This is a genomic window from Lysinibacillus sp. BNK-21 (assembly GCF_048684915.1).
GTDB classification, from domain to species: Bacteria; Bacillota; Bacilli; order Bacillales_A; family Planococcaceae; genus Lysinibacillus; species Lysinibacillus capsici.
In genome coordinates, this window is record NZ_JBLQTS010000001.1 from 2,408,656 (window position 1) to 2,424,878 (window position 16,223).

The window sequence follows — 16,223 nt, forward strand, 5'->3', positions numbered from 1 at the left end:
AAAAAAGTCCAGAAAAAGTCCAAGAAAAGTCCAAGAAAAGTCCAGAAAAAGTCCAAAGTCCAAGTAAAACTTTCGAATAAAGCGTGATTAATGAATATCCATTATTCCTAATCTAACAGCAACTTCAAAAACTCCATTTTAAAAAAAGATTGATCACTTTCCATCATCTTACTCAAGATTTGCGCCCGTTTGTGGAAATTCATTATCCCAGTTAGTTGAAGAACTTAGATTATACAATTGAGACTAAGAGATGAAATACTTTGAACCAACTTTCTCCTGGGTTCCGAAAAACCATTAAATTTGCTAACATTGGTATATTAACTAGCCTTTTCCCCATAAAATTAATTAATTTGGAGGAAAAATTATTCACCATACCTCACTGATGTTCATTTAATATGCACATCTTTAATTTAATTAATATTTATGACTTCTTAAATTAAAGTTTTTAAAAATACTATCTAAAAGCGTAAAATAAATGAAATATAGTTCAATTTAAAGAAATAATTAGAATTAGGTAAGAAGAAATATAAGAACTTTCATATAAAAGAAAGGTGGAAAACTTGATTAAAAAAGAACCTATAAAGTCAAAAAAAATACTGTTAATTATTATTATTTTTATAATAAGTATATTGTCTTTGCGTTTAGCATGGTTTTTTTATTTTAATTCTCCCACACATCACACTGCAAAAAAAGGGGTTGTTGATTTACGTAATGAACCTATGAAAGAAGATGAAGTAATATTTTTAAATGGGGAGTGGATATTCTATCCTTCAAAGTTCATAATTAATAACCCTAATGTAAATGAAACCGATCAGCAAAAGATACAAGTTCCTGGGAATTGGAAAGAAAATATGGAAACAATAGTGGGATCAGCAATAGGTTACGGCTCATACAGACTTAAAATTTTGCTACCTGATCAAGGAGAAACGATATATGGTATTCAATTAAAAGAATTTGGGTCTTATGCAAGTATCTATGTAAATGGAAAACTAATTAACAGTGATAATTTTGCTGAAAAAAAACCTGTGGAGAAAACAAAAAAACAAGGACCGATGACAGCTATATTTTCCACAAATTCAAATGAAATTGACTTAATTATACAAATATCTAACTTTGATAGTTTAAATTCGGGAGGTTTAAAGGGTTCAGTCTACTTTGGACTTCAATCAGCAATATCAAAGGGCATAAATTTTTCAGAATCATTGCAGTTACTTGTTAGTGCGATTTTTTTCCTACACTGCTTTTATGCTTTATCAATTTTCTTCATTGGAAAAGGACAATATGAGAAGGAATTATTCTACTTTAGCTTATTGCTATTACTTAATGGATTTATTATATTAATTGACGATAACGTACTCTTAAACCTTCCAATTGCAAATGCACTTTATATTAAATTACTAATAGTACTACTTATAGGATTATTACTTTTAACCTTAAAATTTATCAATGAACTCTATAAAATAAAATCCATAGCATCAAATATATTGTTTGTGGTATTCGTTCCACTTTCTATTATTATAATGACTACACCCGCGTTACATTTCGCACCAATGAAATTATTTTTAATCATTTATGGAACATTTATTTTAGCATTACTCATTGTTCCAACTATTACAGCAATAGTAAAAGGAAATATTGATGGGGTTTTTATACTTTTTTATTTAATTTGCTTCACATCAAATAGTGTTTGGGGGACGGCGATTAAAACTCTGGTTGTTAACATACCCTATTACCCATTTGATTATATTATATCAATTATTGTAATAGCTCTTCTGTTAATTAAACGACACATTAATGTGATTAAATTAAATAGGGAGCAGTACAAAAAATTGGTCAGAATTGACATTCAGAAGGATTTATTTCTTGCTAATACATCCCATGAATTACGAAATCCATTGCATGGGATATTAAACATAGCTCACTCAATTCTTGAAAGTGAATCATCAGTGCTAACAAAAAATAGTAAAGAAAATCTTCAATTACTATTGCAAATTGGGGATCGAATGACTTCAACTTTGAACGATTTATTGGACTTAAATCAACTAGATGAAGGACGTATCCACTTAAAGAAAAGACCGCTAAATTTACATAGTGTCACATCTGGGGTAGTAGATATGATTCATTTTACAAAAAATACAAATCAATTGAATATCAACTCAGACATTTCGATATCCTTCCCACCTGTCTATGCAGATGAGAACAGACTTGTACAAATCCTTTTTAATTTGCTTCATAACGCTGTTAAATTCACTGAAGAAGGAAGCATAACAATTAGTGCAACTCAGGATGAAATGGAAGCAACCATATACATTCGTGATACTGGTATTGGAATGAGTGAAGACGAGATAAAACGAGTCTTCCTTCGTTATGAGCGTTCTAAAAAAACTAATTACCAGGGCGTTGGTCTTGGGTTAAATATTACGAAACAGTTAATTGAACTTCATGGAGGTACAATTACTGTACAATCAGCACTTGGTAAGGGAACAACCATCTCTTTCACATTACCTTTAGCTATGGATAAAAAAGTTTCTATAGAAAATGAAGTATTAGACACTAATGTCTATTCCCGACCTAACAATGCTAACGACAACGATGAAGAACAATTATTAGATAATGGATTAAAATCAAAATTTAAAGGCAAAATCCTTATAGTTGATGACGATCCAATAAACTTAAAAATTATTAGTAATGTTCTAAGAGAGCTTTACAATGTTACTACTGTCAAAAGTGGAGAAGAAGCATTGAAAATGATTGAATTTTGGGGTTGGGATATGGTCATATCCGATGTGATGATGCCAAAAATGTCAGGCTATGAATTGTGTAAGACCATTCGAGAGCGTTATTCAATTGTAGAACTTCCTATTTTGTTGTTGACTGCTAGAACACAACCAATAGATGTTTATACAGGTTTTCTTGCTGGTGCAAACGACTATGTTTCAAAACCCACAAATGCTGTTGAACTAAAAGCCCGAGTCCACTCATTAATTGCACAAAAACATGCAAATCAAGAACGACTTCGTTTAGAAGCAGCTTATTTACAAGCTCAAATAAAGCCACATTTTCTTTTTAATACATTAAATGCAATTTCTATTTTAGGTGAAATTGATCCTTCACGTATGAATGATCTACTTAACGAGTTCGGAAACTACTTACATAGAAGTTTCAATCCAAACAACACAGAGAACTTAATCCCAATAGAAGAAGAGCTTGAACTTGTTCGATCTTACTTATACATAGAAAGTGAGAGATTTGGAGATCGTCTCAAAATTTCATGGGATTTAGGTTTACTAAAAGGGATATTTGTACCACCTCTTGCTATTCAAACAATAGTTGAAAATGCTGTAATACATGGTATTCTCAAAAAACCAGAAGGTGGAAAAGTCGTCATTTCAGTGACAAATCAAAATGATTATCATACCGTTTCCATAAAGGACGAAGGTGTTGGTATGACTGCTAGCCTCATAGAGGAAATTCTTGTAAGACCAATTAAACATAAGTATGGTATCGGTATCGCTAACACTAATCATCGTCTTAAGCAACTCTTCGGAGAAGGTATTCGGATTGAAAGCCAATTAAATAAAGGTACACAAGTCTCATTTCGTATTCCTAAACATTACGATTATAATGACAATAATCCTGAATATCATGGAGAAAACAAATAATAAAAACTAATAGATGACTAAAATTAAGGTGTATTTTATTAATACACCTTAATTTTATTGTGATATATTTTTTTACAGTTTAGAAATTATGATTCAGATTTTCCAAGCTACGATTTATCATTTTGTATTTATCTACAATCTATACAATTCGATTTTAATTCATTTGACATTAGTTGTTTCCAAATATTATTTAACTGCATATCTTTGGCACGTTTGTTAAACAAAAATATCCTACATAACAAGACAGGATTTTTCCCAAATCTTCTATAAAAGTCACCTTTATTAAATTTTCTTTTCTTTTTTATAAATATCTGAAACTATTTCAAATTGATGTTACATTACAATTCCTTTTTAATTGAATAAATAGTGTTCCTTGCAAGACCCGTTTCTCGATCAATATTATATTCACTACTGATTCATGTCTTATCATTAATTAAATCACTATAGGTATTGTCCCATTGTCCACAGATGTACTCTGACAATATCCTATGCCAACTATCAATCCTAGTATTATTAATATAGAGAAAGTCTAAATTTATATCACCTCTACTAATATATTGTTACTATTTTTTGATAATTCGAACAATATAATGTAGTATTAAAGGCGAAATCTTCTTTCTTTTATAATTATTAAATCTAAAACAAATTGTAAACTGGAGGCTAATTAATGAGTAACTATATCAAACACGTTGCTACCTTAGAAATACCTGTTTCGAATGTTCAGAAATCTATTGACTGGTACGAAAATATCTTTAATTTAAATATTCATTTTAAAAGTGAAGAAAGTGCAATGTTAAGCTTTGAAAGCAAAGGTGTACCAACAATTTACTTAGTACAAACTGATGAGATTTATAAATTGTCCTTTAGAAATTCAAACACTAGCATTACCCACAGTGTTATTGATTTTTACACCGAACAGTTAAGTGAGTTCTATAACTGGCTTAAAGAAAAAAAAGTTAACTTGAGTCCTTTAAACATTGATCCAAATAATGGTTTTGGAGGATTCAGCTTCGTGGACCCCGATGGAAATAAGTTAGGAGTAACAAACATTCTTCACCCTGGTCAATAATTAATTTATGGGGGCATTAACAGAACATATTAAGTCATTAGAAATGGAGTAAGCATACTACAAAAATTAAATACTTATGTTCAAATGAAAAAAATTATCAACCAAATCAAAGCTCAAGTAATTTACAAAATAAAGAAAATGATGAAGTTGTAGAATCAAACAAAGTAGCGATTAAGTCTATTGATCATGAACAAACTCCCTCCAGTTGAAGGAATATCACCACTTTAACAGAACAAGAAAAGTAATCTGGTAAAAAAACCTGTAGAATACAGTATCAGGGAAATGAATCGTCTCTTTTTTTGATCTCTTTAATAAGCAAAAGTAACAGTAAGTGCATTAAATACCGAACCGAAAAGTTTCTCTGATTTAAGTGTAGGTCATAAAAGAACATACACAACTAAAGATGCAAATTATGAAGTGCTTATATCAGCAAACTTTTGTTACTCAATAAATGTGATAGTGTAAGTAAATGTTGATAGAAAAGTGTTCTTGTATAATAAGAACACTTTTTTGCTCCCCATGCATAAAAATCTACATGTAATCAATTTCTAATTGTCTTTTAATCGAATAAATAGTATTCCTAGCAAGACCTGTTTCTCGATGAATATTCATTACTGATTCATTTTGCTTTAATAATTGGACCACTACATTATAGATAAGGCGATCCTTTCCCTTTGCTTCAGCATGATATTTTTTAGGCTTTCCTTTAAAAGCTCCGCGCTCTTTTGCAATAGCGATACCTTCTGACTGTGCTGTTTTAATTCGATTCCGTTCTTCTTCAACCATCCACGAAAGAAGTGTCAAAACGAGATCGGACACCAGCTGGCCAACACCTGCTAATTCTTTATATTTTCGTGTATCAAGGATCGGCATATTTAAAACAACAATATCAATTTCATCTTCTGTTATTTGCTTCCATTCATTAAGGATTTCTTGTTTGTTCCGCCCGAACCGACTTAAATCATGAACGACCAACACATCACCAAACCGCATTTTTGATCTCATTTCACGATAAACAGAACGAGCAAAATCTTTCCCTGACTTTTTTTCACTGTAAATTTTCTCACATCCGAAAGCTTCAAGCTCTTTCAGCTGGCGATCTAAATTTTGATCAACAGAACTAACCCTTGCGTAACCAAAAATCATTATGTATCGACTCCTTTGATTGAACAACTTATAATGAACAATCTAATACATTGATATTACTACATTCTATTTTGTTCAGCTAGAGTCTACTTATAATGAACAGAAAATAGATTTAAATATACATACTATATAATTTTTTATATTAAGAGGATATTTTACAATATTATAGAATTAAATTAATAGCAATTAAAAAATTGGAAAAGGAGTAGTTTTATTATGAATAAATTATTTAGATTTAAAATTCTGTTATTAGTTTTTATGATTTCTTTAGCAACTACTTTTGCAATTCCTTTTTATACTTATGCAACAGAAATTGATAGTGATTCAAAGGTAAATCCTTTGGGGGCTGGAGAATGGGATTTTAAAGGACAACAAAATCCAACACTTGGAGCAGGAGTAGCATGGTTGACTAATGAATATGTTGCGACTGATGGTGGGAATTTTAAAATAGATATGTAAAGCACTTTTTATAGTTCAAATTATGTCCATACTACTTATTTTGTTAATGGGGTTAAAAAGTTTACTTTACTTAATTCAATAGATGACTATAAAGGAACTGTTCAAATTGGTAATCTTAATGCAGGTGATAGAGTACAATTCTCTATTTTAGTTGATAAGGGTGACAAGTTTACATTAAGCTTTTATGATTAAAGAAAAAAAACATCTTTTTATAAAGATATTTCAGAGTGTCGACAAACTAAATTCGTAACAAAAAGTTATCATAAGTCGGCATTTAACTTTAGTTTTCTATGTTCAAATATTTTTCTGAATCCTAGAAAATAAAGGGTTTGGAAAATCTGAAAAAATTGTACTTATAGCCGTTTAATTTAAAAATAATAGACAAAGTCGAAAAAATCGACTTTGTCTACAGTCTGAAACATCTTTTTATAAAGATGTTTTTATTTTTTCTTTATTCTTATTATAAATGTATATTTTCACGGTACTTTCTTTTAAAAGTTTATTAGAGGCTAACTTTTTCTCTAATGTAGTATATATTGTCCTTTCTATTTCCTTACCAATATCTACTTGTTTTTCCCCATCTAACAATGTACTTACTTCCACAATTAGTTCTTGGGGATCTTCCGGTGGAGGAATTCTCATATCTACTCCTCCATCAATTTTGTTTGGATAAGCATTAGATAATTCATTATTAATTTTTTTTGCGATCTCAACCAATAAATTATTTCTTTCTAACTCTTCTTCTGTTATCATTTGACGAATTTCACCTTTTTTTACATTAACATTATATTTTTCAAATTTAGTTGACCTAATCAAATTTCTCACAACATCTTTGATTTCATGTTTTACTGAATCATAATACTCTTGGCTTCCAAGAACATCAATATCTATATCCTTCGAATTGTTATCAACATGAGTATTAATACTATAGGTACCTATTTTATATTTCCCCACTAATTTTACTTCTATCTTTTCCAACATTTGAATTTCAGCACTTTTTGGTGGTGGACTAATGTTATTTTCAGCAGAACCATTTAAAGAAGCTAATCCGAAGCTTAATAATAGTACCCCCATGATGCTTAAGACTACAATAAGGAATTTCTTTTTAATAAATCCCACCTCCTCTCATTTTACGATATGAGCAGATATCATAATGTATTCGACCTTTTTCGTCTTATTCAACTTTTTAATGTAAAATCATGAAACACTAAAATTTTAAGAATAAAGCCACCTTTAATGCGGCTAGTTATTAAGCCTCTTTGCTTTGGCCAGATGACCTGCTCATCACTGGGGCAATCAATCCAAACATATTCAGCTGCAGGACCTGGTTAATCGGTTGACCATAAAAATACACTTGTAGGACCTAGTTCATCTTTGGTCCATTTAAATAGGGCAATACTTATTAAATCCAAAATCATTAGCCATAATATGACTAATTGCTACCGCGCTATGTTGACCGTTCAATACAAGTAATTATGTTACTTCATCGAAAGAAGCATTATAGCCGAGCTGTACTTTTACTGATTCAATTAGTTTGTCTTCTATCATCTATTTTCTTGTGCTGCTGTCTTTTGATTTCAGTTTCGCGTTGAGCCTTCCTTCCAGCCTCTAAAGTGGCCACAATTTCTTTCTTTTCCTTAAGTAATTCTTCAATTCATCTTCTTTCTTTCTGGCGTTCTTCTAGGTAAATAGAAATCGAAGAGACCTTTTCATAAAAATTTTAATTAATGGAAGGTATTTGAAATTATATGTATAAATTACTCTTATACCAACTAAAATTAATTTTCTTTGGAGGGAGGAATTAATGAAGAAATTTTTTTTACTTCTTTTCATTTGTGTATTTTTAGCAAGTTGTCAACAAAGTACAGACCACGATACAACGTTAGATTCGAGCAAAAAATCTGAAGTTGCTTTTTCTCCTGACATGGAAATGGGTTTAACGTTAAAAGAAGCAATTGAGATTGCCCAAAAAGAGGCTCTTCAGTGGAACAAAGAAGCAATGTTATATAGTGGAAATAGTGTTGACAAAGATAAAACGCCAACAGGAATGGAAGGCAGAAGAAAGTACTGGAGCATTGAATTTGGCATACCAAATAAAAAAGACTATTATTTAATAACTATTCAAAACGGAAAGGTACTAGATAAAGTACATGTTCCTAATGAATTAAACGCTATGCCTAAAAGTCACTTTATTTCTAGTGTTGAAGAATTTAAGTATGATACACCTGAATTACTAAAAAGGGCTCAAAAAATCACCAAAATTTATCCCGGAGACACTTTTGCTAAGGGATATAATTTTAGTTTTACTAAAGACTCGCAAAAAAACATTCCAATTGTGATGGTTATCGGATGGGACCAGTCCAAGGAAAATATGATTTATTTATTGTTCAATGCAGAAACGGGTGAGCTAGAAGAAGAATTTGAAAGAGAACAATATAAAAACTAAAAGGGGTTGTATTCATGAAGAAAAATGCAGTTATCTCGATACTTACTTGTTTTATATTTATTTTTACATTTTCACCGAAAACACAGGCCATCGAAACACCGGACATCGAAACACAAGCGCTCTCTGAACATATTGCAGGTGTAGTAACTGGTTATACAGGAAATAAAATAGGGCATGGTGGAGCAAGTTATCCAAAAACAGTATATGACTGTTGCTGTTCATCAAAAATCAACATCAAACCATGATACTATATTTCCTTTTGGTTCTACTATACTCATAAAAAATGCTTTATATGTAGAAGGTTATAGTAATAAAACTATTTTTAAAGTAACGGACACAGGTGATTTAAATAGAAAAAGAGATTTATATTGGTTTGATGTGTATTTTGGACTCAAAAATGCTACTAATGATAAAAACGCAAATGAATTTGGAGAAAAAAATAAAAATATTGCTTACACAGCATATTAATGCATGAAAATAAAAATCACACAACCTAGACTTGTCTGATGTGTGTGATTTTTTTGTTTTGAGTGCTTTTATAATCAATTCTTTTAATGTAAATTAACTATAAGCTGCTATTTATTTCAATTACTTCTACTGGAACTTGTTTCGGTTTAATATTTACTTATGTTTGTTTTCCTCAAACTTTACATCTAGACCACAAAACTCTAATATTTCATTTACACTTTTTTGATATTTCAAGGCGCTATTATCATGAACAGGAGGGCATAACCAAAGTTCCCTACCATGCTGATCTCTTAATATTACTTGGTAAACCTTATCATTACCAAAAAAATCTTTTGTGAAATATCCATGCTCAATAGCAGACTCTCTATTATTAAACAGGATAATATCACTAGGATTGGGAACAATCGATGAATATTCATATAAGAACTTTGTTTTATCATCCATATAAGACACGTAATTCTCTTCAACTTGCAAACAAACTATTTTTCCCTTGTGATAATATAAAGTTGCTTTACATTCTGATTTTCTCGTAATTGCACTTTCAATAGGATAAACTTCAAACTCCCCTTTTTCATTTTTAAAATACTTAACTATGTCATAACTACTATCTTTTACACATTTGGACTTGTCTGATGGTATACCAAGTTTCTCAAGTACTTTTTGTGAGTAAGATGGTCCTATACCGCCATAACCGCAATTCAAATTATTAAACCAAGCTTCGTTGCCGTTTATATCTCTTATTATAAATCTTGCTGATTTCAAACTTTTTAAATCGGACAAATCATTTTCTGAAACTAAGTAAAATCCATCAAGTATTGCATCAAAATCATTAAAATAAACAAAAATATGAGTTATCTCATCCAAATTATTTACCATTAAAAAAGTGAAAAAGTTTGTTGTTGCAACTCCTCGGATTCATTACTTCTATCTTCCTCACGGTAAGGATTCACATAGAAAATACAATCCACTATATTTGATGATTCATCCATAATAAGATATCCTTTATCCACTTGTTTCTTCAAAGCCAGTAATACATCAAAATAAATGAAGGGACGATGCATAATGCCTACAGAAAAATGCTTATTAAAGCCAAAATCATTAGCCATAATATGACTAATTGCTACCGCGCTATGTTGACCGTTCAATACAAGTGAATATGCTACTTCATCGAAAGCAGCATTATAGCCGAGCTGTGCTTTTACTGATTCAATTAGTTTGTCTTCTATCATCTTTTTTTCTTGTGACAATTTTTCTATACGTTCGTTTTCCTGCTGTTGTCTTTTGATTTCAATTTCGCGTTGAGCCTTTCTTACAACCTCTAAAGTGGCCTCAATATTTTTCTTTTCCTGAAGTAATTCTTCAATTCGTCTTCTTTCTTTCTGGCGCTCTTCAAGGTCAACTTCACGCTGAATTTTACGTTGTTCTTCCTCTAATGCTTCCATTTGTTTTTGAAAATATTTATTTAACCTATTGATTTGTCGATCTAAAAATGGAATATTCATTTCAAAATGCCTTTTAATGCTTTCAGAAACTACTGTTTTATCAGGGATTCTATTGTAGTATTCGTGGTAGTACACATTATTATTTAATTTCCATAAAAGTTCATCTAGTTCATAATCAATCTTATCTAACTCATTTATAACGCCATCTATTTCATTCACTTCAATATTTAAAAATGCACTCAAATGATCCTTCCCATATTGAATTTTTGTCCGAGTCACTTGATGTTCAACGGTAAACATATATCGTAGTCGTCGACCACAGGCGCATCGCCCATCTAGATTACCTGGACCAAAATCATTGTAATCGGAAATCAACCAATCTACGACATTCATCTCATCTTCTTGAAGAGTTATATCTATGGACTTGAGTGCTGTGATTTTTTCCTCTCTCATAACGTTTTCTAATACTGTCCGTCTACCACGTTTCATTTCGTTTTCTAAAAAATTCCGTTGTTTTATAGTTAATGCTGATAGCTGTTGCTCTCTTTCATCCGCAGAAAGCTTTTTATACATAAACATCCCTACTCTCTTTAGCTTAAATGTGGAACGAATTAGTTCTTGAATGTCACTTGACTATGTAGAATCAGTTAATTATCCATATTATTACTTATTTTATATATATTACTTAAATTATAACAAATAAAATTATGCTTTGTTCTATCGCTACTAGTTAGTGGAGAAACTGTAGCTTTGAATTAAAGTTTGAGTAAAATTACCTTGCAAACCCTTATTTTATGTTAAATTAAGAAGAATCCCTTTTGAAAAAAGATTGATCAAAAGGGGTTTTTCTTTAGCAGTTATAAGTTAGGTTTTAATAAAAAAGTTTGATTATTTTCTACCTGTGTTGCTCCACAATCGCGCCCGTTTGTTGAAGATCGTTTCACCTAAACCACCAGCAATTGTAATATAGGATTGAGAAGAATACAGATTTAGAAAGTCTCCATATACAGGTTTTTATTCATATAACACCCCTACAATGTTTTCTGCAATATTTTGAAAAGTCTTATTGTAAACTCTCTTTATATACCTTTGTATAAACAATATCCAATGAAAAAGCCAAGTAACGTTTGTTTTACAGCGTTTCTTGGCTTTTGTGTCTACCCAAACTTTTATTTGGGAACGTTATTTTGAATGGGTTTGTATAAAAAATAATTACTTAATTTTAAATTTTTAACCTATTTTTAACCTTTGTATGTTATTTTTTACTTTTGTATGTTCTGAATGCTAGAGAAGTTGACGTTATTCGTACATAGAAATCACAAGAAAGAGAGGGACTTACTATATGAAAAAACTAGCTAGTCTATTCCTAATCGTGTTACTCCTCAATTTACAATGGGGAAATATACCGGTCTATGGTGCTGCGAATAGTGAATCCGATTTTTTAACAAATCCAAATGGTACAGGCGTTACCATTAAAAGTTACAAAGGAACAACAAAAGACGTCACTATTCCACCTACTATTGATGGTCAAGCGGTGACCAGTATTGGGGATTCTGCCTTTCGATATAACCAGCTAACGAATGTGACCATTCCTTCTAGCGTGACCAGTATTGGGGATTCTGCCTTTGCGTATAACCAGCTAACGAATGTGACCATTCCTTCTAGCGTGACCAATATTGGGGAGTTTGCCTTTGCGTCTAACCAGCTACCGAATGTGACCATTCCTTCTAGCGTGACCAGCATTGGGGCTTCTGCCTTTGCGTCTAACAAGCTAACGAATGTGACCATTCCTTCTAGCGTGACCAATATTGGGGAGTTTGCCTTTTATAATAACCAGCTAACGAATGTGACCATTCCTTCTAGCGTGACTAGCATTGGGGATTCTGCCTTTTATTATAACCAGCTAACGAATGTGACCATTCCTTCTAGCGTGACTAATATTGGGGCTTCTGCCTTTGCGTCTAACAAGCTAACGAATGTGACCATTCCTTCTAGCGTGACCAATATTGGGGAGTTTGCCTTTCAATCTAACAAGCTAACGAATGTGACCATTCCTTCTAGCGTGACCAGTATTGGGGCTTCTGCCTTTGCGTCTAACCAGCTAACGAATGTGACCATTCCTTCTAGCGTGACCAGTATTGGGGATTCTGCCTTTGCGTCTAACCAGCTAACGAATGTGACCATTCCTTCTAGCGTGACCAGTATTGGGGCTTCTGCCTTTCGATATAACAAGCTACCGAATGTGACCATTCCTTCTAGCGTGACCAGTATTGGGGATTCTGTCTTTTATAGTAACCAGCTAACGGATGTGACCATTCCTTCTAGCGTGACCAGTATTGGGGAGTATGCCTTTTATAATAACAAGCTAACGAATGTGACCATTCCTTCTAGCGTGACCAGTATTGGGGCTTTTGCCTTTCGATCTAACCAGCTACCGAATGTGACCATTCCTTCTAGCGTGACCAGTATTGGGGAGTTTGCCTTTTATAATAACCAGCTAACGAATGTGACCATTCCTTCTAGCGTGACCAGTATTGGGGCTTCTGCCTTTGCGTATAACCAGCTACCGAATGTGACCATTCCTTCTAGCGTGACTAGTATTGGGGATTATGTCTTTTATAGTAACCAGCTAACGGATGTGACCATTCATTCTAGCGTGACCAGTATTGGGGGTTTTGCCTTTGCGTCTAACCAGCTACCGAATGTGACCATTCCTTCTAGTGTGACTAGTATTGGGACTTTTGCCTTTTATAATAACCAGCTAAATCAAGTTGAATTTAAAGGACAAATTTCAAGACTTAGTCAGACAGCATTTAATCACCAAGCCAAGCCAGGAGCTACTTTTCACGGATGGTTCGAGGACCAATCGTATACTACTTCATGGACATATACGGTTACAGCACCTATGATAATTTATGCAAAGTGGCCCACTTACTCAACAGGCATAGTTCTATCACCCAAAACAGGGCAACTAACTGTTGGAGGCACACAAAACTTCCAACTAATAGAAAACCTTTCGGATGGCACAACCCAAGATCAAACTGGGAATGCCCAATTTACAGTAGATGATTCAGCCATCGCCACGATGCAAGATAATGTCTTAACAGCGATTGCTCCTGGGACGGTGACCGTCAGGGCTACTTACGGCAGCACATCTGATACAGCAACCATTACGGTGAATTCAGCTCCTGTCACAACAACAGGCATTAGTCTTTCACCTAAAACAGGGCAACTAACTGTTGGAGGCACACAAAACTTCCAACTAATAGAAAACCTTTCGGATGGCACAACCCAAGATCAAACTGGGAATGCCCAATTTACAGTAGATAATTCAGCCATCGCCACGATGCAAGATAATGTCTTAACAGCGATTGCTCCTGGGACGGTGACCGTCAGGGCTACTTACGGCAGCACATCTGATACAGCAACCATTACGGTGAATTCAGCTCCTGTCACAACAACAGGCATTAGTCTTTCACCTAAAACAGGGCAACTAACTGTTGGAGGCACACAAAACTTCCAACTAATAGAAAACCTTTCGGATGGCACAACCCAAGATCAAACTGGGAATGCCCAATTTACAGTAGATAATTCAGCCATCGCCACGATGCAAGATAATGTCTTAACAGCGATTGCTCCTGGGACGGTGGCCGTCAGGGCTACTTACGGCAGCACATCTGATACAGCAACCATTACGGTGAATTCAGCTCCTGTCACAACAACAGGCATTAGTCTTTCACCTAAAACAGGGCAACTAACTGTTGGAGGCACACAAAACTTCCAACTAATAGAAAACCTTTCGGATGGCACTACGCAAGATCAAACGGCGAAAACCGGATTTACAGTAAGCGATCCAACGGTTGCGACGATCCAAGGAAGTACCTTAACTGCAATCGCACCCGGTACGGTGACTGTTACGGCTACTTACGGCAGTTCATTTGATACGGCTACCATTACGGTGAAGGCACCAACAACCGTACCAGAGACGACACCGGTACCACAACCAGACGACTCAGTGGAACCGATGCCTTCAGGTGTCATCCCTATTATTCGTACGGTTGAACAAGGAATCGTGCGTTATCATGCAAACGTTTTATTGGAACCTGTTCAAGTACAAGTACAACAAATGTCGAATCAAGAGGAACGAACAATTCGTCTCGTATACCCAGCAGAAACGGCGACAGTAGAAGCGATTTTACATCTCCCACGAACGGCTGGGCTCTATTTAAACAAGCAACAAACGAATCTTTTTATGCAAACAGCATTAGCACACTTGATGATGCCATCTACCGCATTTAATGGGATCACTGAGGATATATTCTTCCGCATTATGCCTGTAAAGGCACAACAACAGGAAATGATTCAGGCGAATGTGCGACAAAATGAACACATTCAACAGGCGATGCCAAATAGAGCAACCCTTTCATTGTTAGGGACACCGGTAACGATTGAAACGAATCTACAAAATCGTCCGATAACGATTACGTTACCAATTTCGGCTGCATTAACAGCAGAACAAATGGCCTCACTGGTTGTTTATATTGAGCATAGTGACGCAACAACTGAAGTAAAACGTGGTCGTATAGTAGAATTTGAACCAGGTGTGAAAGGATTCCAATTTGAAGTCGATCATTTCTCCACATTTAGCTTAGTGTATGCTTCAGAAGTGCAAGAAGAAGAGAAAGAGGAAGTAGAAACAAACCGATTAGTGCCCTACATTCAAGGGTACCCAGATGGCACATTTAAACCAAATGCTTCGGTAACACGTGCTCAAATGGCAACAATGTTAGCCCGTTTCTTAACAAATGGGAAAATTCCAACAGCCGAAGTAACTTTTGAAGATACGGAAAAGAATACTTCGAAGTATGCGATTGAGTTTGTGAAACAAGCTGGTTTATTTAATGGCACAACCCAAACCAAATTTGACCCGAATGGGACAATTACCCGTGCCCAAATGGCGGGTGTCATCGCACGCTGGGTAGATACAGTGTGTGCACAAGATGACACGAAAACGTATTGTCAAACCGCTAAGCCCGGAAAAGTCTTTTCCGATGTTGCAGCAAGCCATTGGGCTGCCTCATCGATTGAAAGAGTAAGTGCCCTCGGCATTATGACTGGAAACAGTGCGACAACGTTTAATCCGAATGGTGCGTTAACACGTGCACAAGCGGTAAAAGTCCTGAACCAATTATTTGAACGACCAACAGTAGAAAACATCACCGAATCAACATTCCGTGATGTACCGGCTAGTCATTGGGCAATCGGAGTCATTGAAGCAGCTGCAACAGAAATGACGATGAAAAAATAAGACAAAAAAGACACCTGTCTGATTGGGATTCAACTCCCATCAGATAGGTGTCTTTTTTGTAGGATAGAACGTTACCAAAGCGTCGTTTGGTAATATATCTTTAAAAATTGTTATTCAATAATATGGCCCGTTTGTGGAATACTACCTTTTTATAAAAATCCTTTGGTCTCAGTGATCCAAAGGGGTATAACTTCGCAACTTTTTTATAACTATCGCGACTTTG

The 16,223-nt window shown here is 34.1% G+C and carries 11 protein-coding genes; 7 read left to right on the plus strand and 4 right to left on the minus strand.

The genetic code is table 11. The features are described from left to right. Positions 1–560 precede the first annotated feature (560 nt). Both ACMGGO_RS12255 and ACMGGO_RS12260 read left to right on the plus strand, forming a co-directional pair. Positions 561–3,662, plus strand: a complete 3,102-nt coding sequence (locus ACMGGO_RS12255) for an ATP-binding protein (RefSeq protein WP_420281939.1) — start codon at positions 561–563, stop codon at positions 3,660–3,662. Positions 3,663–4,329: 667 nt separating this feature from the next. Further along, entirely contained in the window at positions 4,330–4,731 is a 402-nt protein-coding gene (locus ACMGGO_RS12260; RefSeq protein WP_319840333.1) for a VOC family protein, read from the plus strand. Between the two features lie 531 nt (positions 4,732–5,262). Here the strand turns inward: ACMGGO_RS12260 and ACMGGO_RS12265 are convergent. Further along, positions 5,263–5,877, minus strand: coding sequence for a recombinase family protein (locus tag ACMGGO_RS12265; protein WP_319840332.1), 615 nt, complete (start codon positions 5,875–5,877; stop codon positions 5,263–5,265). Positions 5,878–6,093: 216 nt separating this feature from the next. Between ACMGGO_RS12265 and ACMGGO_RS12270 the strand changes: the two genes are divergently transcribed. Next, a complete protein-coding gene (locus ACMGGO_RS12270; RefSeq protein WP_374805322.1) occupies positions 6,094–6,336 on the plus strand; it encodes a hypothetical protein in 243 nt (80 codons plus the stop codon). A 426-nt stretch (positions 6,337–6,762) separates the two neighbouring features. On the opposite strand, the gene ACMGGO_RS12275 is transcribed toward ACMGGO_RS12270, so the two are convergent. After that, a complete protein-coding gene (locus ACMGGO_RS12275; RefSeq protein ID WP_244264666.1) occupies positions 6,763–7,410 on the minus strand; it encodes a hypothetical protein in 648 nt (215 codons plus the stop codon). A gap of 730 nt (positions 7,411–8,140) precedes the next feature. On the opposite strand from ACMGGO_RS12275, the gene ACMGGO_RS12280 reads away from it, so the two are divergent. Genes ACMGGO_RS12280 through ACMGGO_RS12290 form a run of 3 tightly spaced genes read left to right on the plus strand, consistent with a single transcriptional unit; the run spans position 8,141 to position 9,250 of the window. Then, positions 8,141–8,782, plus strand: coding sequence for a hypothetical protein (locus ACMGGO_RS12280; protein WP_004224156.1), 642 nt, complete (start codon positions 8,141–8,143; stop codon positions 8,780–8,782). A gap of 14 nt (positions 8,783–8,796) precedes the next feature. Then, positions 8,797–9,027 carry a hypothetical protein gene (locus ACMGGO_RS12285; protein WP_004224158.1) on the plus strand — a complete coding sequence of 77 codons (231 nt, stop codon included), beginning with the start codon at positions 8,797–8,799 and terminating at the stop codon, positions 9,025–9,027. After that, complete coding sequence (locus ACMGGO_RS12290; protein WP_004224163.1) at positions 8,957–9,250, plus strand: hypothetical protein; 294 nt, start codon at positions 8,957–8,959, stop codon at positions 9,248–9,250. Before ACMGGO_RS12285 ends, ACMGGO_RS12290 begins: the two co-directional genes overlap by 71 nt. 153 nt (positions 9,251–9,403) lie before the next feature. Here ACMGGO_RS12290 and ACMGGO_RS12295 read toward each other — a convergent pair whose 3' ends face one another. Together ACMGGO_RS12295 and ACMGGO_RS12300 are read right to left on the minus strand one after the other, a co-directional pair. Continuing rightward, positions 9,404–10,114 carry a hypothetical protein gene (locus tag ACMGGO_RS12295; RefSeq protein WP_139111252.1) on the minus strand — a complete coding sequence of 237 codons (711 nt, stop codon included), beginning with the start codon at positions 10,112–10,114 and terminating at the stop codon, positions 9,404–9,406. An 11-nt stretch (positions 10,115–10,125) separates the two neighbouring features. Beyond that, the gene (locus tag ACMGGO_RS12300; RefSeq protein ID WP_225340947.1) at positions 10,126–11,265 is read right to left on the minus strand and encodes a hypothetical protein; all 1,140 of its coding nucleotides are present in this window, start codon (positions 11,263–11,265) and stop codon (positions 10,126–10,128) included. A 769-nt stretch (positions 11,266–12,034) separates the two neighbouring features. Between ACMGGO_RS12300 and ACMGGO_RS12305 the strand changes: the two genes are divergently transcribed. Beyond that, complete coding sequence (locus ACMGGO_RS12305; protein WP_420281940.1) at positions 12,035–16,000, plus strand: leucine-rich repeat protein; 3,966 nt, start codon at positions 12,035–12,037, stop codon at positions 15,998–16,000. Positions 16,001–16,223 lie beyond the last annotated feature (223 nt).